Source organism: Polaromonas sp. (genome assembly GCF_035638815.1).
GTDB lineage: Bacteria > Pseudomonadota > Gammaproteobacteria > Burkholderiales > Burkholderiaceae_C > Polaromonas.
Map to the genome: position 1 here is coordinate 59,579 of NZ_DASQZG010000029.1, position 16,574 is coordinate 76,152.

The window sequence follows — 16,574 nt, forward strand, 5'->3', positions numbered from 1 at the left end:
TATTATTTTTATCGAAGGTATTTATGAAACGCATCCTGATCTCGTTAGCAAGCACCCTCGCCCTGACCGCCGCCTTGGTGGGTTGCGGCTCCAACGTCAAACTCAACGATGTTCCTGTCGAAAACAGAACGCCCACGGCCAGTACCGCAACAGATCCCAATGCCGCCGCCAGCCGCGTGGCACCGGTGCAGATTGGCGCGTCTGACCTTTCTGCCGCTGGCCCGATCGGGACTGCCAAGGTCATTTACTTCGACTACGACAGCTTCGTCATCAAACCAGAGTTCCAGGGCACCGTTGAGGCCCATGCGCGCTTCCTCGGCGCCAACAAGACCCGTAAGATGGCCATTGAAGGCCACACCGATGAGCGTGGTGGACGCGAATACAACCTCGCCCTGGGACAAAAGCGTGCTGAAGCCGTACGCCGCGCCATGGGCTTGCTCGGCGTCACTGACGCTCAGGTTGAGGCCGTGAGCTTTGGCAAGGAAAAACCAGCGGCCGCCGGCTCCGACGAAGAGGCCTATGCCAAAAATCGCCGCGCCGAGATTTTTTACCGTTAAGCTGGAGCGATGGTGTTGAAATCCCTGCGAAACGTTCTGCTTGCTGCGGGTTGCACGTTGGCCCTGGTGTTGCCGTTCGGTGCCAGCGCCGGCCTGTTTGAGGACGATGAAGCCCGCAAAGCCATTCTGGACATACGTCAGCGGCTAGATTTATCCCAGCAACGTACGACAGAAGAGCTGCGCAAGGCCAATGAAGACAACGCACAACTGCGCCGCAGTCTTCTTGATTTATCCGGCCAGATTGACACCCTGCGTACCGAAATGGCCAAAATCCGCGGACAAGAGGAGCTGATGGCGCGGGAACTGGCCGAAATTCAGCGCCGACAGAAAGACCTTTCTCAAGGGGTGAACGACCGGTTGAGCAAGTTTGAGCCGTCCAAGGTGACGGTTGACGGGAAAGAGTTTGTAGCCGACCCTGCTGAAAAGCAGGAGTTTGAAGCGGCACTGGCGGTTTTGCGCAAAGGCGAGTTTGCGCCTGCCCAGACTTCTTTTGCCAATTTTCTCAAGCGTTATCCGCAAACCGGCTACAAGCCGATGGCCTTGTTCTGGCTCGGCAATGCCCAGTACGCTCTGCGCAACTACCGGGATGCGGTTGTCAACTTCCGCGCATTGGTGGCAGCGGACCCAGAGCATGTGCGCGCCCCCGAGGCGGTGCTGGCCATTGCCAACTGTCAGGTCGAACTCAAGGACGTCAAATCGGCTCGCAAGACGCTTGAAGACCTGGTGAAAGCCTATCCACAGTCAGAAGCTGCATCGGTGGCTAAAGAGCGACTGAGCAAGTTGAAATAGCCCCCACGGTTGCTCGCTTCGCGTAGCGTCCTGCCCCCCGAGGGGGCCGCTGCGCCTGCAGACTGGCGAAGCCAGATCCGCGGCCCCGGCTGAACTGGATGGGGGAAAGGGGGGGCGAGTGGGTGTGCGAGGCATCCACGATAGACAGCCCTAAAATCAGGGGATGGACATCTCCCAACTCAATGCACTCACCACCCAGGTTCTCTGGGCGGCCTTCATCCTTGCCGCAGTGTTTGGCGCCATTGCGCAGCGCACACACTTTTGCACCATGGGCGCAGTAAGCGACGTTATCAACATGGGTGACTGGACCCGCATGCGCATGTGGGGCATGGCCATAGGCGTGGCGATGATCGGCTTTTACGGCATGGCCGCAGCTGGAGTGATTGACCCTTCAAAGACGCTCTACGCATCAAACCGTTTCATCTGGCTGTCCGCACTGGTCGGCGGACTGATGTTTGGCTTTGGCATGGTGCTGGCGTCAGGCTGCGGCAGCAAGACGCTGGTGCGCATCGGGGGCGGAAACCTCAAGTCATTGGTGGTGTTTCTGGTCATGGGCGTTGCGGCGTTTGCGACGCTTAAAGGCATTACTGCAGTGGTGCGTGTTGCCACAGTAGACCGCGTGGCCATCGACTTCACCAGCAATGCCGCTTTGTCCAACTGGGCGGCAGGTATGGCTGCCACCTCTCCCGCCATGGCCGGCCTGGTGATTGCCCTCATGCTTGGTGGTGGGCTTATCGTCTGGGCGCTTGTCGGACCTGACTTTCGGCGTTTTGACAATCTGCTGGCAGGCCTCGGCATAGGCGCGGTGATCGCCGCCATGTGGTGGGTCAGCGGCAGGCTGGGCTACATTGCCGAGCACCCTGACACCTTGCAGGAGGCCTTTCTGGCAACCAATTCAGGCCGCATGGAAGCGCTGAGCTTTGTGTCTCCCATGGCTTACACCCTGGACTGGCTCATGTTTTTCAGCGACAAGGCCAAGCTGCTCACGATTGGCATCGTCGCCGTGTTTGGCGTTGTGGTGGGTTCTGCTCTTTACTCTCTGCTGACGCGCAGTTTCCGCTGGGAAGGCTTTCGTGACGCAGAGGACACGGGCAATCATCTGGCTGGCGCGGTGCTTATGGGGGTAGGTGGGGTGGCCGCCATGGGTTGCACCATCGGGCAGGGACTCTCCGGCATCTCCACTTTGAGTGCGACTAGTTTTGTGGCGGTGGCGGCCATCATTGTGGGATGCATCGCGGGTGTTCGCTACCAGATCTGGCGGTTAGAGAAAGCCGCTTAGTGGATGCCGATCTGGAGCGCCGCTTCGGTGGTCTGGCGCGGCTTTACGGCGCTGCAGGCGCACAAAGAATTCGTTCGGCCCATGTCGTGGTGGTTGGCCTGGGTGGCGTTGGCTCGTGGGCGGCTGAAGCCCTGGCGCGCAGTGGCGTGCCGCGGCTGACCTTGATTGATCTGGACCACGTCGCTGAATCCAATATCAACCGCCAGGTCCATGCGCTGGACACGACCTTGGGACAGGCCAAGGTGCAAGCCATGCGTGAGCGCATAGCGCACATCAACCCCGCGTGTGATGTGCGCTGTGTAGAAGAGTTTGTAGACGCCGCTAATTGGCCCGTCATTGCAGGGCTTGATGGCGAGGTCTCTGTGATTGATGCCTGCGATCAGGTGCGGGCCAAAACGACGATGGCTGCCTGGGCTGTTCAACACAACATCAATTTCATCAGCGTTGGCGCAGCGGGCGGCAAACGTCATGCGCACAAGGTCGATATTGAAGACCTGGCGCTGGTCACGCACGACCCCTTGCTTGCGCAACTGCGTTATCGCCTGCGCAGAGAGCACAGCGCAGCGCGCAAGGGAAAAATCGGTGTGGCTTGCGTATTCAGCCGCGAGGCGGTGATGCAACCCGCAGCCGTGGCTGCCGGGCAATCCGATGCGTCAAATCAGAGCGATGAGCAGCTTGCCTGCAATGTGCAGAACGACGCGAACATGGACGCACAGAGTGATGGAAGCCTGAACTGTCACGGCTACGGATCTGTCGTCAGTGTGACCTCGACCTTCGGCCTGTGTGCGGCAGGATGGGTTCTCGATAAAATTGCAAAGTGAGTTTGCGGAGGGGTAAAAAATAACGCTATAATTCAAGGCTTTGCTGCACACGATGCAGCAAAAACCCGGGAGCATCGCAAGATGCAACCTTGGGGCCTTAGCTCAGTTGGTAGAGCAGCGGACTTTTAATCCGTTTGTCGTGGGTTCGACCCCCGCAGGCCCCACCAGATATTGAAAGCGCCTGACTGAAAAGTCAGGCGCTTTTTCTTTTGGCGGGCTCGAAAAATCGAAACCAGCCACCACCCATACCGTCGCGTTATTTTGGCGCGCTCCACAGGGAGCGTTAGTGCGTTTTGCGGACGCGGACGCAACTGGGGAAAACAGCGAACCCGGGGCGGCGCAACCCGGTGCAAAATCAGAGCCGAAAGGCGCATGCTCAGAAACCGCTCAATGACGCTGCGGTATATCGCATGACCAACCATGCACACTCCCATCATCAGGCTCCTCTACATCAGTGACGCAACTGAAGGCCTTGGCGAAGAAGCCGTCACGGCGATTCTCAAGAGCGCCGGAAAGAACAATCCGCCGCTCGGCATCACCGGAATGCTCGTTTTCGGAGGCGGCGTGTTTGCGCAGGTACTTGAGGGGCCCGAGGGTGGGGTTCTCAAAAAATATGTGCAGGTCATGAGCGACGAGCGGCACCGTAATTGCCGGGTTGTCTACATCACCACTGCCGTCGAGCGTTTGTTCGAGGGCGTGTCCATGGCCGCGCTGCAGGCGCTTCCAGTGGAACTGGCACATATCGCCGAGCTCGACGCGCACCGCAAGGAAACTGTTCCGCCCGAGGCATTTGGAAACCTCATGAACCTGTTTTTTTCCCGTCTGCAGGCTGTTCCGTGAACCTGCTCCGGTAGGGCGGGCGGGTGGCGCTTCTCAGGCTGTGTAACCCAGCAGAGGCACCTCAAGGTGCGCCTGTTTGGCGACACGTATGCAGTCCTTCATGTGCTCCTCGCCCAAATAGCGGATAGCGGCATAACCGACGGCTGCTGAAACAATCTGCCCCGCAAAGGGCACGTACTTGGCCAGTTGTTTGGTGGTCAGGCGCATACCGATTTTGGTGGCAGCCTTGATCACCAGGTCGCGGCTGATGAGTTTGCCGATCAGCACCGAACCAACCATGGTCACGGCTTTTTGAACCTGGTCGCGCTTTTTGGGGTCGAGCTTGTCGAGTTGTTCGGGGGTCAGGCCAAACTCTTTGTTGATTTCGGGAATCAGTTTGGACAGCATGGCCGCGTCAACTGCCCAGTCCAGACCAGGCACCGGGACGGCGCTGGCGGCAGCGGCCACCATGGCACGCTTGTTGAGCAGTTTGCGGCTGCGGGTGACAGCCGCGGTCAAAGCGGCGTCGTGGGCGGCAAGGTTCAGTGCAGAGGGCATGAAGACACTCTAGCGCCAATTGACCGGGCGCGGTAGAGGCGCAGATCCAGGCTTGCGGGCTTTTTCAGGCCGTTGCGGTTTCAATCTGTTCGGTCAACTCCAGCCAGCGTTCTTCCAGCGCGCCCAGTTCAGCGTCTATGGCCTTCAGGCGCTTGCCGGATTGGGCCATTTCTGCCGGTGTGGACGTTGCCGTTAGTGCTGCCTGCAAAGTGTCGCGCTCGGCAGTCAAAGCCTGCATCTGCTGGTCCGTCTTTTCCAGCTCTTTGCGCAGTGGTTTGGTGGTATCTGATTGCTGCTGGCGCTTCAGGGCGTCTTCTTTCTTGTTGCCTGGCTTTTTGGCATCCAAACTGGCCGTTGGCCCAGCAGACACGGCGGGAGTAGCTATTGTTTTGGTAGCAGAAGCGGAAACACCTGAGGTGGCGGCATTGTTCGATTTTTTGGCTTCTTCGCGCTGGCGCTTGGCTTCGTCCAGCAGATAACGCTGGTAGTCGTCCAGGTCGCCGTCGAACGGTGCGACGCCGCCACGCGAGACCATCCAGAACTCGTCACACACCGCGCGCAGCAGTGCGCGGTCGTGGCTCACCAGCATGACGGTGCCTTCAAACTCGTTAAGGGCCATGGACAGCGCCTCGCGCGTCGCCAGGTCCAGGTGATTGGTTGGCTCATCGAGCAGCAAGAGGTTGGGGCGCTGCCAGACGATCATGCACAGCACCAGGCGGGCTTTTTCGCCACCGCTCATGCTGCCCACGGCCTGCTTGACCATGTCGCCGCCGAAGTTGAAGTTACCCAGAAAGCTGCGCAAATCCTGTTCGCGCGTGGGCTGGCTGCCCAGCTTGCCGGCGGCCGTCATTTCCTTGACCAGACGAATCATGTGCTCAAGCGGGTTGTCCGCCGGGCGAAGAACGTCGAGCTCTTGCTGGGCGAAGTAACCAATGTTCAGGCCCTTGCCTTCGGTCATGTCGCCACTGATGGGGGCGAGGGCGCGGGCAACGGTTTTGACCAGGGTCGATTTACCCTGACCGTTGGCGCCCAGAATTCCGATGCGCTGACCGGCCAGCACCGACTTGCTGACGTTTTGCACGATGACGATGGGCGGTGTGCCTTCGGGCGCGTCTTCTGGCGCGGGGTAGCCAAAAAATGCGTTCTGCATCGACAACATCGGGTTGGGCAGGTTGGCCGGTTCCTTGAATTCAAAGGTGAAGTCGGCCTCTGCCAGAAGGGGCGCAATTTTCTCCATCCGGTCCAGCGCCTTGACCCGGCTTTGCGCCTGCTTGGCTTTGCTGGCCTTGGCCTTGAAGCGCGCAATGAACTTCTGCAGGTGAGCAATCTTGTCCTGCTGCTTGTTGAATGCGCCTTGTTGCAGCGCCATTTGTTCGGCGCGCAGGTCTTCAAACTTGCTGTAGTTGCCGCCGTAGCGTGTGAGCTTGGCGCGTTCGATATGCACGGTGACGTCGGTCACCGCATCCAAAAACTCGCGGTCATGGCTGATGACCAGCATGGTGCCCTGATAGCGCTGCAGCCAGGCCTCCAGCCAGACCAATGCGTCCAAATCCAGATGGTTTGTCGGTTCGTCAAGCAGCAGGAGGTCTGACGGACACATCAGCGCGCGCGCCAATTGCAAACGCATGCGCCAGCCGCCGGAAAAGCTATTGACCGGGTTGTCGAGTTCACTGACTTTGAAGCCCAGGCCCAGGATCAGCGCCTGCGCGCGTGCCTGCGCGTCGTGTGCGCCCGAATCATAAAGGTCCATGTAGGCGTGCGCCATGCGGTCGCCGTCGCCGCTTTCTTCAGAGGCGGTGACCTCGGCTTGAGCAGCCAGGAGCACCACGTCGCCCTCGATCACATAGTCGGTGGCGCTTTGTTCGGTCTCTGGCATGTCCTGAGCGACCTGCGCCATGCGCCATTGCTGCGGAATGTAGAACTCGCCGCCGTCTTCATGCAAGGTGCCGTTGAGCATGGCAAACAGCGAAGATTTGCCCGCGCCATTACGCCCCACAAGGCCGATTTTTTCGCCAGGGTTGAGGGTGACAGACGCGCTGTCGAGAATCACTTTGGCGCCGCGACGCAGCACCACGTTTTTAAGGGTAATCATTTAAAACAGACAAACTCGGGAAAATAAGCAGTACAGGGCCTGCTCACACTATTTATGCAAGTGCGAAGGTGGATAAAACAGCGCCAATCTAGGCGCGCGACGACGCTCAGCCTGGTGGGCTGGGCTAGGAGTGCAACAACGAGTGGCGTTGTTTTACCCACCTTCCCTGCGGGTTGCGGCCAAAAAGGCCATGCGCAGCGTTGCAAAGCCTTGCCGGGCTTCAGCCCGGCTGCATTTTGCGCCTCGCGCATGACCTTTTTGACTCGCAACGCATCTTGCATAAATAGTGTGAACAGGCCCTAAGACCGCGACGCAGGTTTCAGGCCAATTGCTGGCGCGTAAGCAGTAAAACCTGGTCAGCGCCTGCGCTGGTTTCAAACCACAGGGGTTCAAGCTCGGGAAAGGCGCGTTCAAAGTTCTTGCGCTCATTGCCGATTTCCAGCACCAAAACAGCATTTTCGCTCATATGGCGGGCTGCGTTTAGAAAAAGACTTCTGATGAAGTCCATACCGTCTTCCCCACCAGCCAGCGCCAGGGCCGGTTCGGCACGAAATTCAGGTGGCAAACCGGCCATGGTGCTGGCGTTGACATAGGGCGGATTGCACAAAATCAGGTCATAGGGCCCGGGGCAGGCAGTCAGACCATCAGATTCAATCAGCGTGATGCGGTCCTGCAACTCATGGACGTCCACATTGATACGCGCCACCGCCAATGCATCCGAGCTGATGTCGGCCGCGTCGACAGCGATGTCCGGATAGGCCATGGCCGCAAGCACCGCCAGGCTGCCGTTGCCGGTACACAGATCCAGCACGCGGTGCGTTGCTTCGCTGAGCCACGGGTCTATGCTTTCGTCGACCAGCAACTCGGCAATCAGTGAGCGCGGAATGATCACGCGTTCATCGACATAAAAGGGCACGCCTTGCAGCCAGGCCTCCCGAGTCAGGTAGGCGGCGGGCTTGCGGGTGCTGATGCGTGCTTCCAAAAGAGTAGCAACCTGCGCAATGGCGTCGCTGGCTACAGTCTGATTTTCCACCTCATCCAGCTCGTCCAGGGGCAAGCCAAGTCGCCACAGCACCAGCCAGGCGGCCTCGTCGAACGCGGTGAGGGTGCCCTGGCCGAAGCCGTCGGCCTGGGTCAGGCCAGCAGCTTCCAGGCGGTCTGCCCAGTATTCGACCAGACCCAGAACAGTCTGCACTTGCGCGTCGCTCACAGCGCAGCCAGGCGCTCCAGAACGCCTTTGTAGATATTTTTTAGCGGGTCCAGCGAGCTGACGAGGACATGCTCGTCAATCTTGTGAATAGAGGCGTTGATTGGCCCGAACTCAATGAGCTGCGGGCAGATGCTGGCGATAAAACGCCCGTCGCTGGTGCCGCCCGTGGTGGACAGCTCGGTGGTGAGACCCGTTTCAGCCTGGATGGATTCGCTGACCGCTTTTACCAGTGCGCCCGGCGTGGTCAGAAAGGGCATGCCGCCCAGTGTCCAGCGCAGGGCGTAGTCAAGCTTGTGCTTGGTCAGAATGCCCTCAACCCGTGCCTTCAGGCTGTCTGCGGTCGATTCCGTGGAAAAGCGGAAATTGAAGTCCACCACCAGTTCACCCGGAATGATGTTGGACGCCCCGGTGCCGCCGTGAATGTTGGAAACCTGCCAGCTGGTGGCCGGGAAAAATTCGTTGCCAGCGTCCCATTCGGTTGCCACCAGTTCGGCCAACGCGGGTGCAAAACGGTGAATGGGGTTGTCAGCCAGATGCGGGTAGGCGATGTGACCCTGCACGCCCTTGATGCTGAGCTTTCCGCTGAGCGTGCCGCGCCTGCCGTTCTTGATCATGTCGCCGAGTTGATTCACCGAGGTCGGCTCCCCGACGATGCAATAGTCCAGCACCGCGCCGCGCTCTTTCAATTGCTGGCAGACCACCACGGTGCCGTCGACTGAAGGGCCTTCTTCGTCGCTGGTGATCAGAAATGCAATGGACAGGTGAGGCTTGGGATTGGCAGCCAAAAACTCTTCGACCGCCACCACCATGGCTGCGATCGAGGTTTTCATGTCGGCAGCGCCGCGCCCATAAAGCACGCCATCCCGGTGGGTGGGGGTGAAGGGGTGGCTGGACCACTGCTCCAGCGGACCGGTGGGGACCACGTCGGTATGGCCCGCAAAGACCAGAGTTTTGGGTGCTATGGATTCAGTAGCGCCTTGCGCCCGTCCTGCCTGGGCAGAAGCCTCAAAACCCTTGAATTTCGCCCACAGGTTGGTCACGCGAAAGTTTTCAGGGCCACTGACGATGGTTTCGCAAACAAAGCCGAGTGGCTCAAGTCGTGCAGCCAAAATGGCCTGGCAGCCGGCGTCATCTGGCGTGACGGAGGGGCGGGAGATCAGCTGTTCAGCAAGACGCAGGGTGTGGGACATCAGACGGGCGCTTTTTCCGGGGAATCACAAATTGCCATAACCGGTGTTACCGGTTTTGCCATCGTGGCGAATATCGAGTGTGATTTCGGTGAAAGACGCTTCGTCGTCCGGGTCGTCCTCAGGCTCGGCTGCAGCCTTGGCTGCCACCGCAAAGTCATTTTCCAGGCGCCACATCAGGTTGGTTGGCGAGTCGGAGTGCAGCAACCCTTCCTTGCGGGTGACGGTGCCGTCGATGATCAGTTTGGCGATGTCCTGCTCAAACGTCTGCGAGCCCTCAGCCATGGATTTTTCCATGGCTTCCTTGACGCCTGAGAAGTCGCCTTTTTCAATCAGTTCAGAAATCAGCTTGGTGTTGAGCATGACCTCAACCGCAGGTGTACGTCCGCCGGCCTGTGTGCGCAGCAGGCGCTGCGAGACGATGGCCTTCATGGCCGCACCCAGATCGCCGAGCAGGGTGTTGCGCACTTCCACCGGGTAAAAACTCAGGATACGGTTAAGTGCCTGGTAGCTGTTGTTGGCGTGCATGGTGGCGAGGCACAGATGCCCCGACTGCGCATAGGCAATCGCGGCAGACATGGTTTCACGGTCGCGAATCTCGCCGATCAGAATCACATCTGGCGCCTGACGCAGCGCGTTTTTCAGCGCGACCTGCAGCGACTGCGTATCGCTGCCAACCTCGCGCTGATTCACCACCGACCTCTTGTTGGTGAACAAGAACTCCACTGGATCTTCAATCGTCAAAATGTGGCCGGGCGCCGTGGCATTGCGGTGGTCCATCATGGCGGCCAGCGTGGTGCTTTTGCCGGCGCCGGTGGCACCGACCATCAGCAGCAACCCGCGCTTTTCCATGATCAGGTCCGCCAGAATCGGCGGCACCTTGAGGCTTTCAAGCGCCGGGATTTCTGTCGGCACAAAACGGATCACGGCGGCATACGTGCTGCGCTGCTTGAACCCGCTGATACGAAAGTTGCCTACCCCTGCCAGCGGGAGCGCCATGTTGAGTTCACCCAGCTCTTCGAGCTCTTCAATACGCTCGGGCGGAAGCACCTCGGCCAGCAAGTTGCGTGGCGCTTCCGGCGGCAAGATCTGGTTGTTGATGGGGATGGCTTCCCCATTGATCTTGATCAGCGCCGGCGAATGGGCCGACAAGTACACGTCAGAGGCCTTTTTCTCGGCCATCAAACGCAAAATGCGTTCCATTGTGCTCATGGGCGCGCCTTTCGGTGCCGGGGTGGGTGCTTCAGCCATGGGGAATCAATCGCGCAGCAGGTCGTTGAGGCTGGTCGTGGCGCGGGTCTTGGCGTCCACGCGCTTGACGATGACCGCGCAATACAGCGAATACTTGCCGCCAGCTTTGGGCAGGTTGCCAGAGACCACAACCGAGCCCGCAGGAATACGGCCGTAGGTCACGGTGTCGGCTTCACGGTCGTAAATCGGCGTGCTTTGTCCGATGTACACGCCCATGGAAATCACGGAGTTTTCTTCAACAATCACGCCCTCGACGACTTCGGAGCGTGCGCCGATGAAGCAGTTGTCTTCAATGATGGTGGGGCCGGCCTGCACCGGCTCCAGCACACCCCCAATGCCCACACCACCCGAAAGGTGCACGCCCTTGCCGATTTGTGCGCAGCTGCCCACGGTGGCCCAGGTGTCAACCATGGTGCCTTCGTCGACATAGGCGCCAATGTTGACGTAGCTGGGCATCAAAATTGCGCCCTTGGCGATGTAGCTACCGCGGCGCGCCACGGCCGGCGGCACGATGCGCACGCCGCTTGCTTTCATTTCCTGCTCGCTCAGGTGCGAGAACTTGGTTGGCACCTTGTCATAAAAACCCAGCTCGCCGGCGCGCATCAGCACGTTGTCTTTGAGGCGAAAGCTCAGCAGCACTGCTTTTTTGATCCACTGGTGTGTCGTCCACTGGCCCACGCCCTGACGCGTGGCCACGCGCAGGCGACCGGCGTTGAGCTCGGAGATAGTGTGCTCCACCGCGTCCTGCACTTCTTTGGAGGCAGCGCTTGGGGACAGCGTGGCGCGGTCTTCCCAGGCGGCGTTGATGATGCTTTCGAGTTGGTCTTGGTTCATGGTGACTTTGCAGTGGATTGAATAAATTGAACGATTCGGTCGGCAGCCTCAACACATTCCGCGGTTGGCGCCACCAGTGCCATGCGGATACGCCCGGCGCCCGGGTTGCGCCCCTGGGCTTCGCGGGCCAGATAACTGCCCGGCAACACCACCACATTGTAAAAGCCAAGCAGCTCGCGCGAAAACGCGGTGTCCGAGCCCTTGAACTGCTCAGGGATCTGCGCCCACAGGTAAAAACCGGCATCGGGCAGGGCCACGTCCATCACTGCAGACAGCATGGGCGTTACTTTCGCAAATTTTTCGCGATACATCGCGCGGTTTTCAACAACGTGTTGCTCGTCGTTCCACGCCGCAATGCTGGCGCTTTGCACCACCGGGCTCATGGCACTGCCGTGGTAGGTGCGGTACAGCAAAAAGGGCTTGATCAAAGCCGCGTCACCCGCCACAAAACCGCTGCGCAGGCCGGGCACGTTGCTGCGTTTGGACAGGCTGGTCAGCGCGATCAGGTTTTTAAAGTCAGGCCGGCCCAGCCGGGCTGCTGCCTGCAGCCCACCCAAGGGCGGCTCGTCACGGAAGTAAATCTCGCTGTAACACTCGTCCGAGGCAATCACAAAGCCGTATTTGTCGCTTAGCTCAAACAGCAGCTTCCATTCATCCAGACCCATCACCGCGCCGGTCGGGTTGCCCGGCGAGCAGACAAACAGCAGCTGTGTCCTGGCCCAGACTGCGTCTGGCACGCTGTCCCAGTTGACGGCAAAGTTGCGCGCCGGGTCGCTGGGCGCAAACCAGGTCTGGGCACCGGCAAGCAGCGCCGCGCCCTCGTAGATTTGATAAAACGGATTGGGGCAAACCACGGTAGCTTCCGGCTGGGTCGGGTCGATGACGGTCTGCGCCAAAGCAAACAGGGCTTCCCGTGAACCATTGACCGGCAGGATTTGCGTGGCGGGGTCCAGCGCCAGGGCGTAGCGGTGTTGCATCCAGTCAGCCATGGCTTGCCGCAACTTGGGCTCGCCAGCTGTGGCAGGGTAGGCCGCGAGGCCAGCCAGACTGTCTCTCAGGGCGGTTTTGATCAGATCGGGCGTCGCGTGTTTGGGCTCGCCAATGCCGAGGCTGATGGGGCGGTAAGCCGGGTTGGGCGTGACATCTGCGTGGAGCTGCCTCAGGCGCTCAAAGGGGTAGGGCTGCAGGCGTTTCAACAATGGATTCATGCCGCGGATTATCCCGCGTGCGTCAGCGGCGCCGGGTAGGGCTCGCGCAGCGCTCTGCAATGTGGCGTGTGATGCTATAAATAATATAGCAATGTTCGCTCGTGGAATAAGGGCAAAGTGGCAATTTGATTAAGATCGTCGATCGTGAGAGCGGTCTTGAGCCGGTTTCGGATTCGTCCGAGAGGTAGATCACCATTTTTTACAAGGGCGCCCTTGTCAGGCTCGGGTAACATTGCAGGCCATGCCTCGCTTGACGCGGGTTCTGCGCTGGGCAAAAGCGCTATATAAATCAATAAGTTAGCTTCACAGCGCCAAGAATAAAACAGGGTCAGCCGTGCGTCTCAATTCGATCAAGTTATCCGGGTTCAAATCGTTCGCTGAACCGACCAATTTCATTTTGCCGGGCCAACTGGTCGGCGTGGTGGGTCCTAATGGTTGCGGCAAGTCCAACATCATGGACGCGGTGCGCTGGGTCCTCGGCGAGAGCCGCGCCTCCGAGTTGCGTGGCGAGTCCATGCAGGACGTTATTTTCAACGGCACCAATCTGCGCAAACCGGCCAGCCGATCCAGCGTGGAGCTGGTGTTTGACAACGCCGACCACCGCGCTGGCGGGCAGTGGGGCCAGTTTGCCGAAATCGCCGTCAAGCGCGTGCTGACGCGGGACGGCACATCAAGCTACTACATCAACAACCAGCCGGTGCGCCGTCGCGACGTGCAGGACGTTTTCCTCGGCACTGGTCTCGGTCCACGCGCTTACGCCATCATTGGCCAGGGCACCATCAGCCGCATCATTGAGTCCAAACCGGAAGAGCTGCGCCTGTTCCTCGAAGAAGCCGCGGGCGTTTCCAAATACAAAGAGCGCCGGCGCGAAACCGCCAACCGCCTGAGCGACACCCGCGAGAACCTGACCCGCGTCGAAGACATCCTGCGCGAGCTGAATGCCAACCTTGAAAAACTTGAGAAGCAGGCCGAAGTAGCGCTGCGCTACAACACGCTCCACGCCGACGCCACGCTGAAGCAGCAGCAGCTCTGGTTTTTAAAACGTGCCGAGAGCGAGGCCGATCAGGCCAAGGTCAAGCAGGACGCCGAAAAAACCGTCAACGAGCTTGAAAGCCGCATCGCCGATTTGCGCCATATCGAGGCCGACCTTGAAACCATTCGCCAGGCGCATTACGCTGCCGGTGATCACGTCAACCAGGCGCAAGGCAAGTTGTACGAAGCCAGCGCCGAAGTAGGGCGGTTAGAGGCCGAGATCCGTTTTGTGGTTGAAGGACGCCAGCGCGTTGAGCAGCGCCTCTTGCAGCTGAAGGAGCAAACCACGCAGTGGGCAGCCCGCAAGGAAGACGCCGCACTGGAGACCGAAAACCTGGCTGCGCAAGCCCTGCAGGCCGAAGAGCAGGCTGAACTGCTGGCTGCCCAGAGCGAAGACCAGGCCGGCCAGTTGCCCGCACTCGAAGAAGCCCTGCGCACGGCGCAATCAAAGTCCGCCGAGCAACGCGCCAGCGTCGCACAGGTGCAGCAGCAAATTCAGGTGCTGGCCGCCGACCAGCGCAACATCGAGGAGCAATCTCGTGCGCTGGGTTTGCGGCATGAGCGGCTCACGGCCGACAAAAACGCCCTCAACGCGCCCGATGAAGCGCGCCTGCTGAACCTGAACACGCAGTTCACAACCGCGCAGGAAAACCAGGAAATGGTTGAAGCGCGTTTGCACGAGCTGACGGACAGCGTGCCCCAGCTTGACGAAGACCGTCGGGCCAAACAGCAAGCTGTCAACACGGAGTCCGCCAAACAAGCCGACTTGTCTGCTCGCATGGAAGCCCTCAAGGCGCTGCAGGAGAAAGTCAAAACCGACGGCAAGCTCAAACCCTGGCTGGCCAAACACGGCCTGGACAACCTCCAGGGACTGTGGAGCCGAATCCACATTGAACAAGGTTGGGAAAACGCGCTTGAAGCCGCACTGCGCGAGCGCATGGGCGCGCTCGAAGTCTCGCGCCTGGACATGGTGCGCGGCTTTGCCGGCACCGATGGGCGCGATGCGCCGCCAGCCAAACTGTCGTTTTATTCGCCACCGTCTGCCGCAGCGCCCGCGAAGGCCTCCGCCAGCGGATTGAAACCGCTGGCTGATCTGCTGCGCCTGGGTGATGCAGGGCAAGCTGCTTTGCTGGGCGACTGGTTGCAGGGTTGCTTCACGGCCAACACCTTGGACGAGGCGCTGGCCGCTCGCCAGCAACTGCAGGCCGGCGAAGCCATTTATGTGAAAAGCGGCCACGCCGTCACCCACCACAGCGTGAGTTTTTATGCACAAGATTCCGAGCAGGCTGGCTTGCTGGCGCGCGCTCAGGAAATTGAAAACCTTGAGAAGCAGCTGCGCGGGCAAGTGCTGATCAGCGATGAGGCGCGCAGCGCCCTGATTCGCGCCGAGGCTGCATATGCCGACGCCGCCCAGCGCCTGGCAACAGCGCGGCGCGAAGCCGCCGAGGGCCAGAGCCGCACGCATGAGTTGCAAGTGGAAGTTTTGCGTTTGACGCAGTTGGCTGAGCAAACCCGTGCGCGCAGCGAACAAATTGCAGTTGATCTGGGTGAAATCAATGGCCAGATGGATGATCTGCAAGAACGCAAGGTGACGGCTGAGGCGCGTTTTGAAGAGCTCGACATGCAACTGGCAGACAGCCAGGAGCGCCACGCCCAGCTGGACGATCGTGTGATCGAAGCCGAACGCAAATTAAACGAATCGCGTGAGCAGCAGCGCGCCCTGGAGCGCCAGTCGCAAGAGGCGCAGTTTGCCTTGCGCAGCCTGGCCTCACGCCGGGAAGAGTTGGCACGCTCCATCGACATTGCCGCGCAGCAGGCGGCCACCATTGCCAGCGAAGAGCAGCGCGCGCAGGAAGAACTGTCGCGCCTGACCGATGCCGCCGCGCAGGCCGGTCTGCAAAGCGCCTTGGCGGTCAAGCTGGAGCGCGAGGCCGACCTCGGCGCCAAACGCAGCCAATACGACGACCTGACCACCAAACTGCGCGCGAGTGACGAAAGACGGCTGGCGCTTGAGCGCGAGCTGGACCCGCTGCGTCAGCGCATCACAGAGTTCCAGCTCAAAGAGCAGGCCGCGCGCCTTGGCTTTGAGCAATACGCACAACTTCTCACCGATGCGCAGGCTGACCTGGCCGCCGTTGAGCAGTCCATCCAGACCGGTAATGTGCGGCTGACCGGACTGCAAAGCGAGATCGACCGTATCAACCGGGAAATTCAGTCGCTGGGCGCCGTCAACCTGGCCGCGCTGGACGAACTGAGCAGCGCCCGCGAGCGCAAGCAGTTCCTCGATGCCCAGTCGGCCGACCTCAACGAAGCCATGGCCACGCTCGAAGACGCGATCAAGAAGATCGACATGGAAACGCGCGACTTGCTGTCCAGCACGTTTGAGACGGTCAATCGCCACTTTGGCGAAATGTTCCCGCGCCTGTTCGGCGGTGGCAACGCCAAACTGATGATGACCGGCGAAGAAATTCTGGACGCCGGTGTGCAGGTGCTGGCCCAGCCACCCGGCAAGAAAAACCAGACCATCCATTTGCTGTCGGGTGGCGAAAAGGCCCTGACCGCAATTGCACTGGTGTTTGCGATTTTTCAGCTCAACCCCGCCCCTTTCTGCTTGCTGGACGAGGTGGACGCGCCGCTTGACGATGCCAACACCGAGCGTTATGCCAAGCTGGTGGCCAGCATGAGCAAGGAAACCCAGTTCCTGTTCATCAGCCACAACAAGATCGCCATGGAAATGGCGGAGCAACTGATAGGTGTGACCATGCAGGAGCAGGGTGTGTCGCGCATCGTGGCGGTGGACATGGAAGCGGCCCTTGGATTTGCGGAGGCCGCATGATTTTCGCGAGCCTGCGAACCAACTTGGGCAGAATGTTTTTCCGACGGGCCGCCCCCAGGAAAAATGCGCCCCCTCGGGGGGCAGGGAGTTACGCGCGGCGA

Annotated in this window: 13 protein-coding genes and 1 tRNA gene; 7 read left to right on the plus strand and 7 right to left on the minus strand. The window is 60.0% G+C overall.

Annotated elements, in window-relative coordinates; translation table 11 throughout:
* Positions 1-23: 23 nt before the first annotated feature.
* From pal to VE934_RS17320, 6 genes are all read left to right on the plus strand, one after another.
* Positions 24-557 (plus strand): peptidoglycan-associated lipoprotein Pal, encoded by a 534-nt coding sequence (gene pal / locus VE934_RS17295; RefSeq protein ID WP_324889833.1) that lies wholly within the window; start codon positions 24-26, stop codon positions 555-557.
* A gap of 9 nt (positions 558-566) precedes the next feature.
* Entirely contained in the window at positions 567-1,346 is a 780-nt protein-coding gene (gene ybgF / locus VE934_RS17300) for a tol-pal system protein YbgF (RefSeq protein WP_324889835.1), read from the plus strand.
* 163 nt (positions 1,347-1,509) lie between these two features.
* Positions 1,510-2,625, plus strand: coding sequence for a YeeE/YedE family protein (locus VE934_RS17305; RefSeq protein WP_324889837.1), 1,116 nt, complete (start codon positions 1,510-1,512; stop codon positions 2,623-2,625).
* Positions 2,574-3,446 (plus strand): tRNA threonylcarbamoyladenosine dehydratase, encoded by an 873-nt coding sequence (locus VE934_RS17310; RefSeq protein WP_324889839.1) that lies wholly within the window; start codon positions 2,574-2,576, stop codon positions 3,444-3,446. Before VE934_RS17305 ends, VE934_RS17310 begins: the two co-directional genes overlap by 52 nt.
* A gap of 91 nt (positions 3,447-3,537) precedes the next feature.
* Positions 3,538-3,613, plus strand: a tRNA-Lys gene (locus VE934_RS17315).
* Positions 3,614-3,866: 253 nt separating this feature from the next.
* The gene (locus tag VE934_RS17320) at positions 3,867-4,286 is read left to right on the plus strand and encodes a BLUF domain-containing protein (protein WP_324889841.1); all 420 of its coding nucleotides are present in this window, start codon (positions 3,867-3,869) and stop codon (positions 4,284-4,286) included.
* A 33-nt stretch (positions 4,287-4,319) separates the two neighbouring features.
* Here VE934_RS17320 and VE934_RS17325 read toward each other — a convergent pair whose 3' ends face one another.
* The 7 genes from VE934_RS17325 to dapC form a co-directional block, all read right to left on the minus strand.
* Positions 4,320-4,823, minus strand: a complete 504-nt coding sequence (locus VE934_RS17325) for a hypothetical protein (RefSeq protein ID WP_324889843.1) — start codon at positions 4,821-4,823, stop codon at positions 4,320-4,322.
* 64 nt (positions 4,824-4,887) lie between these two features.
* Positions 4,888-6,915, minus strand: coding sequence for an ABC-F family ATP-binding cassette domain-containing protein (locus VE934_RS17330; protein ID WP_324889845.1), 2,028 nt, complete (start codon positions 6,913-6,915; stop codon positions 4,888-4,890).
* 319 nt (positions 6,916-7,234) lie between these two features.
* Entirely contained in the window at positions 7,235-8,110 is an 876-nt protein-coding gene (prmB, locus tag VE934_RS17335; protein WP_324889923.1) for a 50S ribosomal protein L3 N(5)-glutamine methyltransferase, read from the minus strand.
* Positions 8,111-8,121: 11 nt separating this feature from the next.
* Positions 8,122-9,315 (minus strand): succinyl-diaminopimelate desuccinylase, encoded by a 1,194-nt coding sequence (gene dapE, locus VE934_RS17340; protein ID WP_324889847.1) that lies wholly within the window; start codon positions 9,313-9,315, stop codon positions 8,122-8,124.
* A gap of 24 nt (positions 9,316-9,339) precedes the next feature.
* Positions 9,340-10,524 carry a PilT/PilU family type 4a pilus ATPase gene (locus VE934_RS17345; protein ID WP_324889849.1) on the minus strand — a complete coding sequence of 395 codons (1,185 nt, stop codon included), beginning with the start codon at positions 10,522-10,524 and terminating at the stop codon, positions 9,340-9,342.
* A gap of 45 nt (positions 10,525-10,569) precedes the next feature.
* The gene (gene dapD / locus VE934_RS17350) at positions 10,570-11,397 is read right to left on the minus strand and encodes a 2,3,4,5-tetrahydropyridine-2,6-dicarboxylate N-succinyltransferase (RefSeq protein WP_324889851.1); all 828 of its coding nucleotides are present in this window, start codon (positions 11,395-11,397) and stop codon (positions 10,570-10,572) included.
* Complete coding sequence (dapC, locus tag VE934_RS17355; RefSeq protein WP_324889853.1) at positions 11,394-12,605, minus strand: succinyldiaminopimelate transaminase; 1,212 nt, start codon at positions 12,603-12,605, stop codon at positions 11,394-11,396. Before dapC ends, dapD begins: the two co-directional genes overlap by 4 nt.
* A gap of 334 nt (positions 12,606-12,939) precedes the next feature.
* Between dapC and smc the strand changes: the two genes are divergently transcribed.
* Positions 12,940-16,473, plus strand: coding sequence for a chromosome segregation protein SMC (smc, locus tag VE934_RS17360; RefSeq protein ID WP_324889855.1), 3,534 nt, complete (start codon positions 12,940-12,942; stop codon positions 16,471-16,473).
* Positions 16,474-16,574: the final 101 nt, after the last annotated feature.

Excerpts from the sequence above, each read along its gene's own strand:
- pal (WP_324889833.1), top strand. The coding sequence starts at position 24 with ATGAAACGCATCCTGATCTCGTTAGCAAGCACCCTCGCCCTGACCGCC.
- ybgF (WP_324889835.1), top strand. The coding sequence starts at position 567 with ATGGTGTTGAAATCCCTGCGAAACGTTCTGCTTGCTGCGGGTTGCACG.
- VE934_RS17305 (WP_324889837.1), top strand. The coding sequence starts at position 1,510 with ATGGACATCTCCCAACTCAATGCACTCACCACCCAGGTTCTCTGGGCG.
- VE934_RS17310 (WP_324889839.1), top strand. The coding sequence starts at position 2,574 with ATGCATCGCGGGTGTTCGCTACCAGATCTGGCGGTTAGAGAAAGCCGC.
- VE934_RS17320 (WP_324889841.1), top strand. The coding sequence starts at position 3,867 with ATGCACACTCCCATCATCAGGCTCCTCTACATCAGTGACGCAACTGAA.
- VE934_RS17325 (WP_324889843.1), bottom strand. The coding sequence starts at position 4,823 with ATGCCCTCTGCACTGAACCTTGCCGCCCACGACGCCGCTTTGACCGCG.
- VE934_RS17330 (WP_324889845.1), bottom strand. The coding sequence starts at position 6,915 with ATGATTACCCTTAAAAACGTGGTGCTGCGTCGCGGCGCCAAAGTGATT.
- dapE (WP_324889847.1), bottom strand. The coding sequence starts at position 9,315 with ATGTCCCACACCCTGCGTCTTGCTGAACAGCTGATCTCCCGCCCCTCC.
- VE934_RS17345 (WP_324889849.1), bottom strand. The coding sequence starts at position 10,524 with ATGAGCACAATGGAACGCATTTTGCGTTTGATGGCCGAGAAAAAGGCC.
- dapD (WP_324889851.1), bottom strand. The coding sequence starts at position 11,397 with ATGAACCAAGACCAACTCGAAAGCATCATCAACGCCGCCTGGGAAGAC.
- dapC (WP_324889853.1), bottom strand. The coding sequence starts at position 12,605 with ATGAATCCATTGTTGAAACGCCTGCAGCCCTACCCCTTTGAGCGCCTG.